The organism is Advenella sp., assembly GCF_052108595.1.
GTDB lineage: Bacteria > Pseudomonadota > Gammaproteobacteria > Burkholderiales > Burkholderiaceae_B > Advenella.
Genome location: NZ_JBQEAU010000101.1, coordinates 1 through 17,121 on the forward strand (window position 1 = coordinate 1; position 17,121 = coordinate 17,121).

Below are 17,121 nucleotides of genomic sequence, written 5' to 3' on the forward strand. Positions count from 1 at the left end.
GTCTGTGTTCGCCCTGGCCAGGGCCTGCGAATACTGGAACGGGTCGCTGACCCACCCTTCGTCCGGTAGAAACCAGCCGCAGCGATAGGTGTCGCTGACTGCCGGTTCCAGTTCGGCAATGGCAGCGCGGTCCACCGACTGCATCGCCAGTCCGAAGTCGGCCTTGAGCTGCCAGGACGCCTTGTCCTTGTCGCGGCTGTTGGCGTCCGGGTACAGGTGTAATTGGCCTGTGGTTTTTATCAAATGGGCGCAGCCGATGTCATGGGCCAGTTCCGTGTGATGACGCACCGATTCCGTTAGCAAATCATGAAGGGCGGTTGCGATTTGCCGGACGCGTTCCGGCCGTGACGCCCCGATAAATCGAACAAACCAGGGCATCGCCGGCAACAGGTAAGCCAGCGGGACATGCAGCGCACTGGTGCTGTCCAGCAGCATGGAGGCTGCCTGCCTGATGACACCGGGCATGGCCAATGGCGCGACAGATCCTTCGGACAAGGCACCGGCATTGCCGAAAGAGCATTGTGATCCCGGGTCCTGCGCGTCAAATACAGTTACCTGCCATCCCGCCTTTCTGAGGGCGTGCGCGGTACACAAGCCGACAATGCCGGCGCCGATAATGGCAACTGAGTTGTTTTGCATGGACATGGATGCTTCTCGATCTGGCCTGATGATGGCGTCCATTGTAACGACTCAAACGCGGGTAGAATATGCTGATTGAGATAAACCGGCAAGGTCATGACGTTTTGCGCGGCAGGACCATTTCTGAAACAGGAGCATTATGCAGACGTTGCCCACTTATACTGATGTCGTTGCCGCAGCGGAACGTATCAAAGGTTATGCGCACCGCACGCCCGTTCTGCGTTCCAGGACCATTGACGCGCAGCTGGACGCCAGCTTGTATTTCAAATGTGAAAACCTGCAGCGCATTGGCGCCTTCAAGTTTCGTGGCGCATTCAATGCGATCGCGGCATTGAGCGAAGCGCAACAGCGCGCGGGGGTAATTGCGTTTTCTTCGGGCAACCACGCCCAGGGTGTGGCGCTGGCCGCTGCTGTGCTCAATGTCAAAGCCACCATCGTGATGCCGCTGGATGCGCCCGCCGCCAAGCTGGCAGCCACACGCGGTTATGGCGCGCAGGTGGTGCAATATGACCGCTACACCGAAGACCGGGCGGCCATTGCCACAAGTTTGGCACAGCAACACGGCTACACACTCATCCCGCCCTATGATCACCCCGATGTCATCGCCGGTCAGGGCACGGCCGCCATGGAACTGATACAGGAGACCGGACCGCTGGATCTGCTTTTTGTCTGCCTGGGTGGCGGCGGATTGTTGTCGGGCTCGGCCCTGGCGGCGCGGGCCCTTGCTCCGGAATGCCAAATCTATGGCGTGGAACCGCAAGCGGGTAATGATGGACAACTGTCCCTGCGCGCCGGCCATATCGTGCGCATTGATATGCCAAAAACCATTGCCGATGGCGCGCAGACGCAGTTTCTGGGTGACTACACGTTTCCCATCATTGAACGCGAAGTCGCCGATATCCTGACCGTTACTGATCAGGAGCTGATTCGTACGATGCGCTTTTATGCCGAGCGCATGAAAATGCTGGTCGAACCCACGGGCTGTCTGTCGCTGGCTGGCGCCTGCACTGTAAAAGAATTGGTGCGTGGCAAGCGTGTGGGCATTATTATCAGCGGCGGCAATGTGGACCTGGCCAATTTCTGCGCCCTGCTCGGCAGCGCCTCGGAGTGACGGAACGAAGCCTTGAAGATGCGCACAGCACAGTCGACCGCTAATACCCCTACGCAGTTGCCGGAGTGGCGGATGTTGATGGCAGGGCTTTGCGCCAGCCTGGTGGGCATCGGGTTGGCGCGCTTTGCCTACACACCATTGCTGCCGGCCATTATCAACGCACAATGGTTCTCTGCCTCCACCGCAGCCTATCTGGGGGCGGCCAATTTGGCAGGATATTTGGCCGGCGCGCTGCTGGGCGTTGGCATCGCCCGGCAGACCGGGACGCGTGCTGCCCTGCGGCTGATGATGGTCCTGGCGACGCTTGCTTTTTTTGCCTGTGCGCTGCCGGTATCGTTTATCTGGTTTTTTCTGTGGCGTTTTGTGTCGGGCGTCTCCGGTGGCGGCCTGATGGTGCTTGCTGCCACGTCCATCCTGCCTTTCGTGCTGCCCTCGCGTCGCGGGCTTGCCAGTGGCGTCATCTTTACCGGGGTGGGGTTGGGTGTGGCCGCATCGGGCACGCTGGTGCCGATGCTGCTGCAACTGGGCTTGACGCAAACATGGCTGGGACTGGGGTTGTTGTCTTTGTTATTGACGCTTCTGGCCTGGTCCAGCTGGCCACCGGCGGCGCCAGCAACAGCAACATCGACAACATCTACACCAGCAGCACCGATATCGACAACATCGACAGCTGCGTGTACATCCACATCTACATCAGTCTTGGCGCCGGTAACGGTTCCTGCCGAAGCTGCGCCGAACCTGAACCACCGAGCGGGCGATCCTGGCGACCCGATGGGTATGCAGGCTACGCCGTCGCCCATATCCGCTGGAGCTGGCAGTCGTGGCCTGTATGTGCTGTATCTTGTTTATGGTCTGAATGCGGTCGGACTGGTGGCGCACATGGTGTTTCTCGTGGATTATGTCGCGCGTGGGCTTGGCTGGGGCGTCAATACCGGGTCGTTTTTCTGGGTGATTTACGGTCTGGGGGCTGTGGCAGGACCCCTGTGCACCGGTGCGGTAGCCGATCGCATTGGCTATGGATTGACCCTGCGTGCGGCGTTGCTGCTGCAACTGCTTATGGTCAGTCTTCCGATCCTGAGCACCGCGCCCATTCTGCTGGGTATTTCCAGCTTTGCGGTGGGCGCATTCACGCCGGGCATCGTGCCGCTGGTTCTGGGGCGTCTGCGCGAGATGCTGCCGCATTCCCCGACGGAGCAAAAAACCGCCTGGAGCAGGGCGACAACCGCTTTTGCGCTTATGCAGGCGGCCGCTGCCTATGCCATGTCATTTGTGTTTGCGCATTCCAACGGCCAGTATTGGCTGCTTTTCATGCTGGCCGCGGCGGCTTTGGCCATTGCATTCGTGATGCTCATGCTGTCTCCCGGGCCAACAGCGCAACGCTAAGCGCTTTTTCGTTCCTGGTCCTTGCCATGAGAGATTGCGCGCCCGGCCCATGACCAGGCGGCTTTGCCTTTGCCTTGTGCCTATACAGGGTCAGGCGAGGTGGGCGAGGGCGCTGCCGCTACCATTGCGTTGTCGCTGCACGATTGCCCTTGATGACGAGTGCAATCATGCGCCACCGGACTGCCCATCGCACCCGTCACTATTAGTCCGGCGCCCGCCGGCAGGGCAACCCTGGCGGGCCAATCACCCGGCCTGCATCCTTATGTCCGGTTCAGGGCCGTTGTTACACTTTTTAGGTCGTTTTCACTTGTCTATGTTATGCGCAAGAAATAGTGTTGCATAAATGCCAAATCATTGATTAATTATAAGAATTATTTCTGCTCGCGATATCCGGCTTGTCTAGTAAATTGCCCCAAAAATGGCAAAACTGTCATGGCCTTGTAAGACGGCATTAACCGGACTGTCACACATATTCCTTAATATGACAGCACTTGAACAGCAGCGGCCCGCTCTAACTGGCCGACTGCTGGCATTTGCTGCTTGCGGTCGGCCGTTTTTTCGATGTATCGATCCGGCGGTTGCAAAATACATAGAGGAATACGATGACTCAGGCAATCCGGGTTCAGAATCTGAACAAGACATTCGGCACCAGACAGGTCCTGCACGATCTGGAACTGAACGTGGCGCCTGGCGCGATGGTCGCGCTGATCGGCGCATCCGGCTCCGGCAAATCCACGTTGTTGCGTCATCTGGCCGGCCTGGCCACCGGTGATCGCCAGGTTGGTGGCGATATACAGATGCTGGGCCAGCAAATGCAGAAAGACGGCATATTGAACCGCAATGTTCGCCGGCTGCGTTCGGACATCGGTTATATCTTTCAGCAATTCAACCTGGTGGGGCGACTGTCAGTATTGAAGAACGTACTGCTGGGCAGTCTGGGGCGCATGTCGCGCGTACGCGGCGCACTCGGACTGTTCAACAAGGAAGAAGTGAACAACGCCTTGCGGGCACTGGAGCGGGTAGGCCTGCTTGAGTACGCTTATCGTCGCGCTTCCACCCTGTCGGGCGGCCAGCAACAGCGCGTGGCCATTGCCCGCGCCCTGTGCCAGAAGGCTGAAATCATTCTGGCGGACGAACCCATCGCGTCACTGGATCCGGAATCGGCTCGCCGGGTCATGGAGACACTGGCAGACATCAATAAGCATGACGGGAAAACAGTCATTGTTACGCTGCATCAGGTGGATTACGCAGTGAAATATTGTCGCCATGCGGTAGCGCTCAAAGGCGGCAAGAAGTACTTCGACGGCCCCATCAGCGGGCTGAGCAACGATTTTCTGAGCGATCTGTACGGTTCGGAAATAGGTACGGCACTTCTGTTCGGAGAACAGGAGGCACAGAAAACACCCGCCAGAGACCCGGCACGCCTGGTTCTGGCAGCAGCTTAAACATTATTTCATTAGGAATTTACATGTTCAAATCGACCATTCGCCGTCTTGGCATTTCCCTGTTCGCGCTGGGTATGAGTGCCGCAGCGGTTCAGGCCCAGGAATCCAAGGAACTCAATTTCGGCATTATCTCTACGGAATCTTCCCAGAACCTGAGAACCGTGTGGGAACCGTTTCTGGCCGATCTGTCCAAACAAACCGGCTACAAGGTAAAGGCTTTCTTTGCGCCCGACTATGCCGGCATTATCCAGGGCATGCGCTTTGATAAAGTCGACATCGCCTGGTACGGCAACAAATCGGCCATGGAAGCCGTGGATCGCGCCAATGGCGAAGTGATCTACCAGACGGTTGATAAAGACGGCAAACCTGGCTACTGGAGCCTGCTGATCGCCCATAAAGACAGCAAAATCAATTCAGTCAAGGACATGCTGGACAACGCCAAGACACTGAACTTCAGCAACGGCGATCCGAACTCCACGTCCGGTTATCTGGTGCCCGGCTATTATGTGTTTGCTGAAAACAATGTCGATGCCAACAAGATTTTCAAACGCTCGGTCAATGGCAGCCATGAAGTGAATGCACTGTCTGTGGCAAACAAACAGGTTGATGTCGCCACCTTCAATACCGAAGGCATGGAGCGTTTGAACAGGACCAGCCCCGACAAAGCAGCCCTGCTCAAGGTCATCTGGAAGTCCCCGCTGATTCCCGCCGATCCGATCGTATGGCGCAAAAATCTGCCGGACGACGTGAAGGCCAAACTCAAAACGTTCTTTGACAATTATGGCGACAAGCCAGAAGAACTCAAAGTGCTCAACGGCCTGGCCTGGGGCAAGTTCAAGCCTTCAAGCAATGATCAGTTACTGCCTATCCGCCAACTGGAACTGTTCAAAAAACGTTCGCAAATTGCCGGCGACAGCAAACTGGATGAGCAAGATCGCAAAAAGCAGATCGCCAGCCTGGATGAACAGCTGAGCAAGATCTCTGCCCGCATGAAACAAATCGAAGGTAAAAACTCGTAATTTGAGTTGATCATGATGGCGGCCTGCGCTGCGTTTGCAGGTTGCCATAAACTGGAAATGAATATGTCTGTATTGACGACAAGCCCCAGCCCGATGTCCGGCGCACTGCCAGCGCAGCCGCCGCGCATGACATGGGCAAAAATGCTGGGATGGGGGCTGTTCCTGCTGTTTCTGGCCTGGGCCTGGAAGGGCGCTGAAATGAATCCGGTTCTGCTGTGGACCGATTCGGGCAACATGGCCACCTTTGCCGCGGACTTTTTCCCGCCCGATTTTTCTGAATGGCGCATGTATGTGCGCGAAATGCTGGTGACCATCCAGATTGCCGTCTGGGGTACCGTTCTGGCGATTATTTTTGGTATTCCACTTGGCATATTGTCTTCGTCCAATCTGGTGCCATGGTGGGTCTGCCAGCCGGTGCGTCGCCTGATGGATGCCCTGCGCTCTATCAATGAAATGGTATTTGCGATGTTGTTCGTGGTGGCCGTGGGCCTGGGACCCTTTGCCGGCACCCTGGCGCTGTTTCTTGGCACCACGGGTGTACTGGCCAAGTTGTTTGCAGAAGCCGTCGAGGCGATTGACCCGGGTCCCGTCGAAGGGGTGCGGGCCACCGGCGCGAGCGCTTTGCAAGAGGTGATATTCGGTGTGATTCCCCAGGTCATGCCCTTGTGGGTGTCGTACGCACTGTACCGGTTTGAATCGAATGTGCGCTCGGCCACCGTGGTGGGCATGGTTGGTGCCGGTGGTGTTGGCGTGTTATTGTGGGAGGCAATCCGGGGCTTTGCTTTCGGACAGACTGCAGCCATTTTGCTCATCATTATTCTTTGTGTGAGCGTGATCGACGTGGCCTCGCAGCGACTCAGAAAATTCTTCGTATGATGGAACAAGGCAGGCAACTGCCTTTTTAAAATGATGAACTTGTCTAGACAAGATGAACCGCTCTATCAGACACTGGCCTCCACTATCCGGGCTGAGTTGTCTATGTATAAACCGGGTGACCTGCTGCCTGGCGAGCTGCGACTGGCCGAGCGTTTTGATGTCAATCGCCATACGGTGCGGCGGGCGCTGGATTTGCTGGTGCAAGAGGGCAATATTATCCGGATCAAGGGCAAGGGCACCAAGGTGCTGACACGGCCGCTGCTGTATCCGGTGCAGGCCAAAACCGCCTACACCGATCAGTTTTCAACCATGGGTCACACCGCCAGGGCGCAATTGCTTAAAGTGTATCGCCGCCCCGCCAACCATGATGAACTGACGCAACTGGTCCTGGCACCGGGCAGCACCGTGCTTGAATACCGCACGCTGCGATTCATCGACAATGAACCGATCAGCGTCATGACGCACTTTTTTTCTTCCGGCTACGAAGCCTTGCTGCAAGACTACAAACGTGATTCCATGCGCCAGTATCTGAAAGAGCGCGGATGTGAGTTACAGCGGGCTTCCAGCGTGATCGGCGCCAGATTGCCCACCATTGACGAAGCCTCGCGTCTGCTGATCCCACAATCGGCGCCGGTGCTTACCGTTACCACCCTATCCAAAAACCAGCACGGTCATCCCGTGGAGTTGACATTTTCTGTCAGCCGCGCCGACCGTTTTCAATATCAGGTAGTTTTAAACGGAGAACACATATGAAAGCGGACTTTGCTCCGACCGAGCGACAACGCTGGATGCAGGTGCTCGCACGCGCAGGTGATGCGTTGGCTGGGTACGAATCCGAGCTTGGCGGTGTGCCTTATCAATGCATACGCAAGCCGGAAACCGGCATGGCCATGGTGCGGGGACGCACTGGCGGCACTGGACAGGCATTCAACTTGGGCGAGATGACGGTCACCCGTTGCGTCGTGCAACTGCAGGACGGTCGTGCCGGGTACAGCTACATTGCCGGACGCAACAAGCGTCATGCAGAGCTGGCTGCGCTGGCCGATGCCTTGCTGCTCGGGGACGAGAAAGCAAAACTCATGCAATCGGTGATCGAGCCGCTTGCGCGCAGTCAGCAACAGGCGCGTCTGGGCAGACAGGCCCAGGTGGCCGCTTCCAAAGTTGACTTCTTTACCCTTCTTCGAGGAGAAAATGAATGACTGCTCCCGTTCTGGTTCCTGCGTTTGCAGACCCTGTCCTGAATGCGCAAATGAGTTTTCGCGCCGCGCTCAAGGCCATGTCTGAACCCGGCATGGTCGCCCAGGCCGATTTTGCCGATGCCCTGGATATCATGCATCCAGCCACCTTTTCCCTGGCGCTGACGCTGTTTGATGACGATACGCAAGTATGGCTCAGTCCGGCGCTCGATACGCCCATGGTTCGGGCCAACCTGGCGTTTCACTGTGCCTGCCCTGTGACCCACGATCCGCAGCAGGCCGACCTGGCCATCATTACGGCTGCCGAGGTTGACTATCTTGAGCAATTTCGTTGCGGCACCGATCGCGATCCGGAGCTGTCATGCACGGTGATCGTCCAGCTGGACAGCCTGGAAGGCGGGCGCCAGGTCGTGCTCGAAGGGCCGGGCATTGAATCACAGCGCGCCGTAACACTGCCGCTATGTGAGCAGTTCTGGTCGGCACGCAACCGGGTGACCGATTTCCCCAAGGGGCTGGATTTTTTCATGACCAGCCAGCGCCAGTTGATGGCTTTGCCACGCAGTACCGTGGCCAGCTTCCTATAGGAGAATACGATGTATGTTGCTGTAAAAGGCGGTGAAACCGCTATCGAAAATGCGCATCGATTGCTCGATCAGAAACGCCGCGGGGCGACCGACGTACCACCCTTGTCGCTGACCCAGATCGCGCAACAGATGCCGCTGGCAGTGGCCCGGGTGATGAGCGAAGGCTCGCTGTACGACCGAGAGCTGGCCGCGCTGGCCATCAAACAGTCTGCGGGCGATCTGCTGGAAGCGATATTTCTGTTGCGAGCCTATCGCACCACACTGAGTCGCTACTGTGTCAGTCGCCCCCTGCACACCGAGAGCATGCAGGTGGAACGACGCATTTCCGCTACTTACAAGGATTTGCCAGGCGGACAGCTGCTCGGACCGACCTTCGACTACACGCACCGTCTGCTGGACTTTACCCTGCAGGCCGAAGGCGAACAGCCCCAGGCGCTGCAGCGAACTCAGGCCGGTGTAGACGGAGCCGCAGATGCGCAGCAGGCGACATTGCCCGGCGCGATGCACCTGGATGCAGATGCGCAGGCTGACGCCGCCATGCAAGAAGCAGGGCAGCACTTTCCACGCGTCTTGGGTCTGCTGGCGCAGGAAGGACTGATGCGCGAAGAAACGGACAGTGCCCAGCCGGTTCCCGATATTACCCGTGAGCCGCTCGATTTTCCAAGCAACCGGATGCAGCGCCTGCAGGCACTGGCCCGTGGCGATGAGGGGTTTCTGCTTGCGCTGGGCTATTCCACGCAGCGCGGCTATGGTCGCAACCACCCATTTGCCGGCGAGATCCGAATCGGCTTTACCGAAGTCTGGCTGGAACCCGAGGAACTGGATTTTGCCGTACCGGCCGGAGATATCGAAGTCACCGAATGTGAAATGGTCAATCAGTTTGTCGGCTCCAAGGACCAGCCTGCGCAATTTACGCGCGGCTACGGTCTGGCTTTTGGCTATAACGAGCGCAAGGTCATGGGCATGGCCCTGGTCGATCGCGCGCTGCGCGCGGCCGAGTATGACGAGGAGATTACTTCACCAGCGCAACAGGAAGAGTTCGTGCTGATGCATTGCGATAACGTTGAAGCGGCCGGCTTCGTATCACATCTGAAATTGCCGCACTATGTGGACTTCCAGGCTGAACTTGAGCTGATTCGCAAAATGAGAAAACGCGACGCGCAGGCCGAGCTCGACCAGCAACAGCAACAGCAGCAGGAAACAGAAGCGGGACGGGTCCCGCCGCAGAAGGAGAAACGGGCATGAACGCCATAGCAGAACCCTATAATTTTGCCTATCTGGACGAACAGACCAAGCGCATGATTCGCCGTGCGTTGCTCAAGGCAGTGGCCATTCCCGGTTATCAGGTGCCTTTCGGCGGACGCGAGATGCCGCTGCCCTACGGCTGGGGTACCGGCGGCATGCAACTGACCGCCGCGATCCTGGGTCGTGATGACGTACTGAAAGTGATCGACCAGGGCGCAGACGATACCACCAATGCCGTGTCCATACGCCGCTTTTTCTCGCGCACCGCGGGCGTTCGCACCACAGTGGATACGACCGAGGCAACTGTGATACAAACCCGTCACCGGATTCCCGAGACGGCATTGAGCAATGACCAGATCATGGTCTTCCAGGTGCCGATTCCCGAGCCGCTGCGTTTTATTGAACCGTCGGAAACCGAGACCAAAACCATGCATGCGCTGAACGATTACGGCGTCATGCATGTAAAGCTGTACGAAGACATTGCCCGCTACGGCCATATCGCTACGGCCTACGCCTATCCGGTGCTGGTAGCCGGACGATATGTGATGGACCCGTCGCCCATACCGAAGTTCGACAACCCCAAACTGAACCGCAGCGCCGCGCTCATGCTGTTTGGCGCGGGCCGTGAAAAGCGCCTGTACGCCGTGCCACCCTATACCGATGTGGCCAGCCTGGACTTTGAAGACCATCCATTCGAAGTTCAGAAATGGGAGCACAGTTGCGCCATTTGCGGATCCACGGATTCGTTCCTGGACGAGATTATTACAGATGACAAGGGCAGTCGGGAATTTGTCTGCTCTGATACAGACTACTGCGCGCAGCGCGTGGCACAAGCAGAGGTAACACAATGAGTGCATTGCAGGCAATCAACAATCAGGCGAGTCGTGCGGTACTGGACGAACTGGCCGGCGAACCGCTTTTTCAGGTATCGGACATTGGCCTTTTGTTTGGCCCGGACAAGGGATGCCAGGCGGTCAGTTTCGATTTGTATCCCGGCGAAGTGCTGGGCATCGTCGGCGAGTCGGGATCTGGCAAGTCTACCCTGCTCAATGTGCTTTCAGGCCGCAGCCAGCCCGATGCCGGGACAATTCACTATCGGCAGACCGATGGCGCGGTGACGGATCTGTACGCGTCCTCGGAGGCACAACGGCGCACCTTGCTGCGCACCGAGTGGGGATTTGTAGAACAGAACCCGCGCGATGGGCTGCGCATGACAGTGTCGGCCGGCGCCAACATCGGCGAGCGCCTGATGGCGCAAGGCGTACGCAATTATGGTGTGCTGCGCGGCGAATCGGAGCGCTGGTTGCGTCAGGTGGAAATTGACGAGTCGCGCATTGACGATCTGCCGCGCACTTTTTCCGGCGGCATGCAGCAACGGCTGCAGATCGCCCGCAATCTGGTCTCACATCCACGGCTGGTGTTCATGGACGAGCCGACTGGCGGGCTGGATGTCTCGGTGCAGGCACGCTTGCTGGATATGCTGCGTGCCCTGGTGCGCGACCTGGGTCTTGCCGTCGTGATTGTGACCCATGATCTGGCAGTGGCTCGGCTGCTTGCTGACCGCCTGATGGTGATGCGGCGCTCGCGCGTGGTCGAAAGCGGGCTGACCGATCAGATACTGGACGACCCACAGCATCCGTACACGCAACTGCTGGTCTCATCCGTATTGCAACCGTGATAGTACAGTTGCAATCAACGCATTCGGAGAAACAATGAATACCGTTCTGGAAGTAAATAATCTGTCCAAGACTTTCACACTGCATCAACAGCAGGGTGTGCAATTGCATGTGCTCGACGACATCAGCTTTTCAGTCAACGCCGGCGAGTGCGTGGTGCTGCACGGCCAGTCGGGTGCCGGAAAATCAACGCTGCTGCGTACGCTATATGGAAACTATCTGCCGGGCGCAGGCTCCATCCGCGTGCTGCACCGCGACAGCATGACCGAACTGGTCGGCACGGCGCCGCGCCAGATCATGCAGGTACGCCGGGAGACAATGGGCTACGTTAGCCAGTTCCTGCGCGTTATTCCGCGCGTCAACTGCCTGGATGTGGTCAGTGAACCGGCGCTGCTGCGCGGCTGGAGTGCGGAACAGGCCAGTGCGCGCGCCGCCGACCTGTTGACGCGCCTTAACATCCCGCAAAGGCTCTGGTCGCTCGCGCCCAATACCTTTTCTGGCGGCGAACAGCAGCGCGTGAATATCGCTCGGGGGTTCATGGTCAACTGGCCATTGATGCTGCTGGATGAACCGACGGCATCGCTGGATGAGGCAAATCGTCAGGTGGTGCTGGAAATGATTGGCGAGGCCAGGGCAGCCGGCTCGGCCCTGATCGGCATTTTTCATGACAAGGCGGCGCGCGAGGCAGTGGCAGATCGCAGCCTGGATATCGCGACCCAGGAGATGAAACATGTTGCGTGAAAGAGTGATCACAAATGCAAAGATCGTTACCGCCAGCGAGGTTATCAGGGGTACCGTGTCCCTGCGTGACGGACAGATCTACGATGTAAGCGAAGGCGGAAGCAGTCTGCCTGCCGCCGAAGACTGGCAGGGCGATTTTGTTATTCCGGGGCTGATCGAGCTGCATACCGACAACCTTGAAAAATACATGAACCCGCGTCCCGGCGTAGACTGGCCGTCGGAGAATGCGGTACTGGCGCACGACGCACAAATCATCGGCGCGGCTATCACGACGGTATTTGATGCGCTCTCTATTGGGGATGTGAACCCCAAAGGGCAACGCCTTTTGCAATTGCCCAAAATGGTGCAAGCCATTTCCCATGCTGCCGATCAGGGACACACGCGAGCCGAACACCGGCTGCATCTGCGTTGTGAGGTCAGTCATGAAAAAACCCTGGGTATCTTCGAAGACCTGGTGGGCAATGAACTGGTGCATCTGGTGTCGATCATGGATCATACGCCTGGTCAGCGTCAGTTCGTCAAGTACGAAAAATACCGCGAATACTATCAGGGCAAGTATCATCTGAACGATGCCGACATGGATGCCTTTATCGTGCTGCAAAAACAGAATGCCGATCGCTACAGCGAGCGCTATCGCCGTCGTATCGTGGATATCTGCCGCGAGCGCGGGCTGTCGCTTGCCAGCCATGATGACGCCACCAGCGAGCACGTGCACGAATCAGCCGGTTTTGGCATGACCATCGCCGAATTTCCCACGACTCATGAAGCGGCTGCGCTCAGCCACCAACTGGGCCTGAAAGTGCTGATGGGCGCACCCAACGTGGTGCGCGGCGGTTCTCACTCCGGTAACATCGCAGCAACCGATCTGGCGCGCAAAGGCGTACTGGATATTCTGTCCAGCGATTATTACCCGGCAAGCATGTTGCAGTCGGTGCGTATCCTGAGCCAGTCAGACCTGGGGATCAGCCTGCCGCAAGCAGTCAATATGGTCAGCCTGGCGCCGGCCCGGTCCGCCAATTTGCCGGACCGTGGCCAGATCAGCCCGGGACTTCGTGCCGATCTGGTGCAGGTCAAGGATACGGGCAGGCAATTTGTGGTGCAGCAGGTGCTGCGCGAAGGTCAACGGGTATTTTGATGTCGGGTCAGCTGGTTTACGTGATGGGGCCTTCCGGGTCGGGCAAAGACAGTCTGCTGCAACTGGCGGCCAGCCGCGCAGGATCGCAGTTGCGAGTGATGAAACGCTATATAACCCGCTCGGCTGAATCCGAGGGAGAAGACGCATTCTCCCTGTCGTCCGAAGCCTTCGCTGCGATGCAGGCGCGAGGCGAGTTCGCCTTGAGCTGGCGCGCCAACGGCCTGGCTTATGGTATCCCGATAGCGCTCGATAACCTGCTTGCGCAGGGACATACCGTATTGGTCAACGGTTCCCGTGCCTATTGCGAGTCTGCAGTACAACGCTACGAATCTGTGCTGGTGGTGTTGGTGCAGGTGGATCCGCCATTGCTGCTGCAACGCCTGCTGCAGCGCGGTCGTGAAAGCCGCCAGGAGATTACCCAGCGGCTGGCGCGCAATACCGCGCTCGATACCGCATTCATGGACGGTCTGCGGGAACAGGGCGCGCGGTTAGTGGTGCTTGATAACTCCGGCGATCTGGACAGCGCCGTGACGCAGTTATTGCATACCATCGAACAGGCCACGATACTGGAGCGGCAATGAAATTGACTTTCCTGGGCACCGGCAATTCGGCGCAGATGCCTGTTTACAACTGCGATTGCGTGGCCTGCGCGCGGGCGCGCAGTGATGCTCGCCACGTGCGTCTGCCCTGCAGTGCGTTGCTGCAGGCCAATGACGGGCAATGGCTCATCGACAGTGGCCTGACGGATTTGACTACCCGCTTTGCACCCGGCACGCTGCAGGGCATCTTCCAGACGCACTATCATGCCGATCATGCCCAAGGCCTGCTGCACCTGCGCTGGGGCGTCAACTTGCGCATTGCCGTGTATGGTCCTGCGGATGAAGCCGGGTTTGCAGACCTGTATAAGCACCCAGGTATTCTGGATTTTTCTGAACCGTTTCAGGCGTTTGAAGAGCGGCCGTTTGCCGGTTTCAGCATCACCGCTTTGCCGTTGCAGCATTCCCGTCCGACCTACGGCTATCTGATCCGGCCCGATCAGGGCGACAGCCTGGCCTACCTGACCGATACGCAAGGCCTGCCCGAACAGGTAGAGCGCTTTTTGCGCGCCGAACGTCCAGCTCATTGTGTGCTCGATTGCTCTTATCCGCCCCGACCGGAACCCGGACGTAATCACAACGATCTGAATCAGGCGCTGGCTATTCATGCCGCCATTGGCGCCGGGACCACCTGGCTGACCCACGCCGGCCATGACCTGGACCGGTACCTGATGGCTCATCCCGAGGCACTCCCCGGGGATGTGCGCCAGGCCTTTGATGGTGACCAGATCCAGCTATAAGTTGACGCCGGGCATGACGTGGATGGCGTTGGCGTTCGCTCCGATTGCCGAAGGGCACAGCGGTTGTCCTGCCTCATGGCAGACGGCCTGACCCTGCTCGTTGGCGCGGGCTGCGATATCTGCTGTTCTGACCCTTCCCGACATCCGGGCTACCCGTGCCATTGGGTCCTGGGCAATTTTTCTGAGATCGGTGACGCAAGACCAGCACATGTCCCGTGCTTTTTGATATTCGTTAAGGCGACTGTCAGCCAATATATATTAATATAAACGAGAAATATTCTCATTTACCTAATTATCTCATTGGTGGACATTCAAGTATGATCAAGAAAATCGCCCTGATCAGTGCCGGCATGGCGCTGGCTCTGTCGCTGTCTGCGCAGGCTGCCGAGTATCCTATCGGCAAACCCCATATGAAAAACGGAATGGAAATCGCTGCCGTCTACCTGCAGCCCATCACTATGGAACCGGCAGGCATGATGCGCGAGGCCAAGGATTCCGATATTCACCTTGAGGCAGATATTCACGCAACGGCCGACAACAAGAACGGGTTCGAAGAAGGTGCATGGATGCCCTACCTGGACATCAAATACAAGCTGGAAAAAGAAGGCGGCAAGGTTCAGGAAGGCCCGCTGATGCCCATGGTGGCCAACGATGGCCCGCACTATGGCGACAATGTGAAGCTGCAAGGTCCCGGAAAGTACAAGCTTACGTTCATTATTGGCTCACCCGAGTCCGGAAAAATGACCCACTTCGGTCATCATACCGACAAGGAAACCGGCGTCGAAGCGTTCTGGAAGCCATTTGAAGTCGAGTACGACTTCACGTATGCCGGTACAGGCAAAAAAGGCGGATATTGATCATGGTCAAACGCGCTCTGGCTGTTGCCGGTCTGGCGCTTTCCCTGACTCTGGCCCAGGCGTTGCTGGCGGCAAGCGCCTGGGCCGAGACGCCAACCTTTACCCTCACGTTCAAGGAAGGCGGCACGTTCGAGCCGCAGCGGCTTGAAGTACCCGCCGGTCGCTTCAAGATCAATCTCATCAATGAAAGCAAGGTGCCGGTTGAGTTCGAGAGCCTGCCGTTGCGTAAGGAAAAAGTGCTGGGGCCAGGCCTGTCCTCATTTCTGGTTTTCAAAATTTCCAAGCCCGGCGAATATCCATTTTTTGATGACTTCCATCAATCTGTAAAAGGTACGTTGGTGGTCAAGCCTGCCCAATAGTTCGACATTCACTCAAAAGGAATCCAATTGGATCAAGTGGCATTTATTGTCTGGCGTGAAAGCGTTGAAGCCCTGCTGGTGGTGGGTATTCTGTACACGTGGTTGCGAGCCTCTCCGGAAGGACGGCGTGGTATGCCATGGCTCTGGGGTGGGGTGGCTGCGGGACTGTTGCTGGCGGTCGCGCTGGCGCTGGTGTTCATGGGCGTGTCCACCTGGCTGTCCGATACAGGTCAGGAGTGGTTCCAGGCAATCATGGCGCTGGTCGCTTGCGGGCTGGTGGTGCAGATGGTCATGTGGATGAAAAAAAATGGTCCCAAGCTCAAAAGCGAATTGGTCAGTGGCGCTTCGGCCAATCTCCAGCGTAACAACTGGTGGGGTCTGTTGGTTCTGGTCATGATTGCCGTGGCGCGAGAAGGCAGCGAGACCGTGGTTTTCCTGTGGGGCACGATACTGGCCGGCGCGCAACAGAATCAGGCATGGATGCTCGCCGCTGCGGGTGTCGGTGGTTTTCTGTTGGCGCTGCTTACGTTCTATATTTTGCAGTTGGGGGGCAAAGTCATTACTTGGCGTCGCTTCTTTCAAATCACCGAAATTTTGTTGCTGCTGCTGGCCGGCTCACTCCTGATGAACGGAATTGATCACCTGGTCTCGCTTGAAGCCATCCCGACGTGGGTGGATCCTGTGTGGGATACCGGTGCAGTACTCGATGACAGCAGCGGCATTGGCAAAGTCCTGGCCGATTTCGCCGGCTACCGGGCAATGCCATCGCTGATGCATGTGATTGTTTTTGCCCTGTACTGGCTTGCAATTGGGCTGTTGCATCGTTGGTCGCGGCCTGCAGCGACGCGACTGATGGTTGCTACGCATGGCTGACGTGTGTTGCCTCAGGCTGTGCATGCTGGGAAAATTCAGCTGTCCTGTGACGGCGGACCATGGCATCTAGCCGTTCCTGTCTTGTCCACAATAGTGGATTCGCTCTTCAAAGGTTTGCTCCATGAGCGCCATATTTCAATCATTCGCCTATCGGCTTTCGTCATTTTTGCGGGACCACAAGAAACTGCTTCGCAATATGCAGTGGTGCGTGGTCGGTGTTTATTTTTTTCTCATCCTTGTTCCCGCTGCGCTCCCCCTGCCGGGCAATTCTGCGCACATTTTTTCCAATCTGACCATTTTTGCCCAGTTTGCCTTCTGGGGTATCTGGTGGCCCTTTGTGCTCGTCTCCATGCCCCTGATGGGACGGGCATGGTGCGGGTGGTTCTGTCCTGAAGGCATGCTCAGCGAGTGGGCCAGCGAACATGGTCGGGGTCGTGCCATTCCCAAATGGATGCGCTGGGGTGGCTGGCCATTTGTTGCTTTTGCCCTGACAACGATTTACGGCCAACTGGTTAGCGTATACCAATATCCCTGGGCGGTGCTGGCTGTGCTGGGCGGCTCGACTGCAGCGGCCATGGTGGTCGGTTACTTGTACGGCCGTAATAAACGCGTCTGGTGCAAGTATTTGTGTCCGGTCAACGGGGTG

20 protein-coding genes are annotated in these 17,121 nt (G+C 57.6%); 19 read left to right on the forward strand and 1 reads right to left on the reverse strand.

Going from position 1 to position 17,121, the window contains the following annotated elements; translation table 11 throughout:
• The coding region (locus tag ACTIKR_RS16085) for an NAD(P)/FAD-dependent oxidoreductase (protein WP_442328358.1) at window positions 1-639 on the reverse strand (639 nt) is incomplete at its 3' end.
• A 139-nt stretch (window positions 640-778) separates the two neighbouring features.
• On the opposite strand from ACTIKR_RS16085, the gene ACTIKR_RS16090 reads away from it, so the two are divergent.
• From ACTIKR_RS16090 to ACTIKR_RS16180, 19 genes are all read left to right on the forward strand, one after another.
• Window positions 779-1,750 carry a threo-3-hydroxy-L-aspartate ammonia-lyase gene (locus ACTIKR_RS16090; protein WP_193088429.1) on the forward strand — a complete coding sequence of 324 codons (972 nt, stop codon included), beginning with the start codon at window positions 779-781 and terminating at the stop codon, window positions 1,748-1,750.
• Window positions 1,751-1,768: 18 nt separating this feature from the next.
• The gene (locus tag ACTIKR_RS16095) at window positions 1,769-3,133 is read left to right on the forward strand and encodes a YbfB/YjiJ family MFS transporter (protein ID WP_442328369.1); all 1,365 of its coding nucleotides are present in this window, start codon (window positions 1,769-1,771) and stop codon (window positions 3,131-3,133) included.
• 602 nt (window positions 3,134-3,735) lie between these two features.
• Window positions 3,736-4,578, forward strand: a complete 843-nt coding sequence (gene phnC / locus ACTIKR_RS16100) for a phosphonate ABC transporter ATP-binding protein (protein WP_442328359.1) — start codon at window positions 3,736-3,738, stop codon at window positions 4,576-4,578.
• 23 nt (window positions 4,579-4,601) lie between these two features.
• Window positions 4,602-5,597, forward strand: a complete 996-nt coding sequence (gene phnD, locus ACTIKR_RS16105; protein WP_193088427.1) for a phosphonate ABC transporter substrate-binding protein — start codon at window positions 4,602-4,604, stop codon at window positions 5,595-5,597.
• A 57-nt stretch (window positions 5,598-5,654) separates the two neighbouring features.
• A complete protein-coding gene (gene phnE / locus ACTIKR_RS16110; RefSeq protein ID WP_442328370.1) occupies window positions 5,655-6,473 on the forward strand; it encodes a phosphonate ABC transporter, permease protein PhnE in 819 nt (272 codons plus the stop codon).
• 30 nt (window positions 6,474-6,503) lie between these two features.
• Window positions 6,504-7,226 carry a phosphonate metabolism transcriptional regulator PhnF gene (gene phnF / locus ACTIKR_RS16115; RefSeq protein ID WP_442328360.1) on the forward strand — a complete coding sequence of 241 codons (723 nt, stop codon included), beginning with the start codon at window positions 6,504-6,506 and terminating at the stop codon, window positions 7,224-7,226.
• Window positions 7,223-7,672 carry a phosphonate C-P lyase system protein PhnG gene (gene phnG, locus ACTIKR_RS16120; protein WP_442328361.1) on the forward strand — a complete coding sequence of 150 codons (450 nt, stop codon included), beginning with the start codon at window positions 7,223-7,225 and terminating at the stop codon, window positions 7,670-7,672. The genes phnF and phnG overlap by 4 nt, the downstream gene beginning before the upstream one ends.
• Window positions 7,669-8,253 carry a phosphonate C-P lyase system protein PhnH gene (gene phnH, locus ACTIKR_RS16125; protein WP_193088424.1) on the forward strand — a complete coding sequence of 195 codons (585 nt, stop codon included), beginning with the start codon at window positions 7,669-7,671 and terminating at the stop codon, window positions 8,251-8,253. Before phnG ends, phnH begins: the two co-directional genes overlap by 4 nt.
• A 9-nt stretch (window positions 8,254-8,262) precedes the next feature.
• Window positions 8,263-9,498 carry a carbon-phosphorus lyase complex subunit PhnI gene (locus ACTIKR_RS16130; RefSeq protein ID WP_442328362.1) on the forward strand — a complete coding sequence of 412 codons (1,236 nt, stop codon included), beginning with the start codon at window positions 8,263-8,265 and terminating at the stop codon, window positions 9,496-9,498.
• Entirely contained in the window at window positions 9,495-10,349 is an 855-nt protein-coding gene (locus ACTIKR_RS16135) for an alpha-D-ribose 1-methylphosphonate 5-phosphate C-P-lyase PhnJ (RefSeq protein WP_193088422.1), read from the forward strand. Before ACTIKR_RS16130 ends, ACTIKR_RS16135 begins: the two co-directional genes overlap by 4 nt.
• Window positions 10,346-11,176, forward strand: a complete 831-nt coding sequence (phnK, locus tag ACTIKR_RS16140; protein WP_442328363.1) for a phosphonate C-P lyase system protein PhnK — start codon at window positions 10,346-10,348, stop codon at window positions 11,174-11,176. Before ACTIKR_RS16135 ends, phnK begins: the two co-directional genes overlap by 4 nt.
• A gap of 34 nt (window positions 11,177-11,210) precedes the next feature.
• Window positions 11,211-11,915: a phosphonate C-P lyase system protein PhnL gene (phnL, locus tag ACTIKR_RS16145; RefSeq protein WP_442328364.1), complete on the forward strand. Its 705-nt coding sequence runs from the start codon at window positions 11,211-11,213 to the stop codon at window positions 11,913-11,915.
• On the forward strand, window positions 11,905-13,050 hold the full coding sequence (locus ACTIKR_RS16150) for an alpha-D-ribose 1-methylphosphonate 5-triphosphate diphosphatase (protein WP_193088419.1): 1,146 nt from the start codon (window positions 11,905-11,907) through the stop codon (window positions 13,048-13,050). Before phnL ends, ACTIKR_RS16150 begins: the two co-directional genes overlap by 11 nt.
• Complete coding sequence (phnN, locus tag ACTIKR_RS16155) at window positions 13,050-13,631, forward strand: phosphonate metabolism protein/1,5-bisphosphokinase (PRPP-forming) PhnN (RefSeq protein WP_193088418.1); 582 nt, start codon at window positions 13,050-13,052, stop codon at window positions 13,629-13,631. The genes ACTIKR_RS16150 and phnN overlap by 1 nt, the downstream gene beginning before the upstream one ends.
• Entirely contained in the window at window positions 13,628-14,386 is a 759-nt protein-coding gene (phnP, locus tag ACTIKR_RS16160) for a phosphonate metabolism protein PhnP (protein WP_442328365.1), read from the forward strand. Before phnN ends, phnP begins: the two co-directional genes overlap by 4 nt.
• 317 nt (window positions 14,387-14,703) lie before the next feature.
• Entirely contained in the window at window positions 14,704-15,243 is a 540-nt protein-coding gene (locus tag ACTIKR_RS16165; protein ID WP_442328366.1) for an iron transporter, read from the forward strand.
• 2 nt (window positions 15,244-15,245) lie between these two features.
• Window positions 15,246-15,602, forward strand: coding sequence for a cupredoxin domain-containing protein (locus ACTIKR_RS16170; RefSeq protein WP_193088414.1), 357 nt, complete (start codon window positions 15,246-15,248; stop codon window positions 15,600-15,602).
• A gap of 27 nt (window positions 15,603-15,629) precedes the next feature.
• Window positions 15,630-16,475, forward strand: a complete 846-nt coding sequence (locus tag ACTIKR_RS16175; RefSeq protein WP_442328367.1) for an FTR1 family iron permease — start codon at window positions 15,630-15,632, stop codon at window positions 16,473-16,475.
• 121 nt (window positions 16,476-16,596) lie between these two features.
• Window positions 16,597-17,121, forward strand: a 525-nt coding sequence (locus ACTIKR_RS16180) for a 4Fe-4S binding protein (RefSeq protein ID WP_442328368.1), incomplete at its 3' end; no start/stop codon positions are given.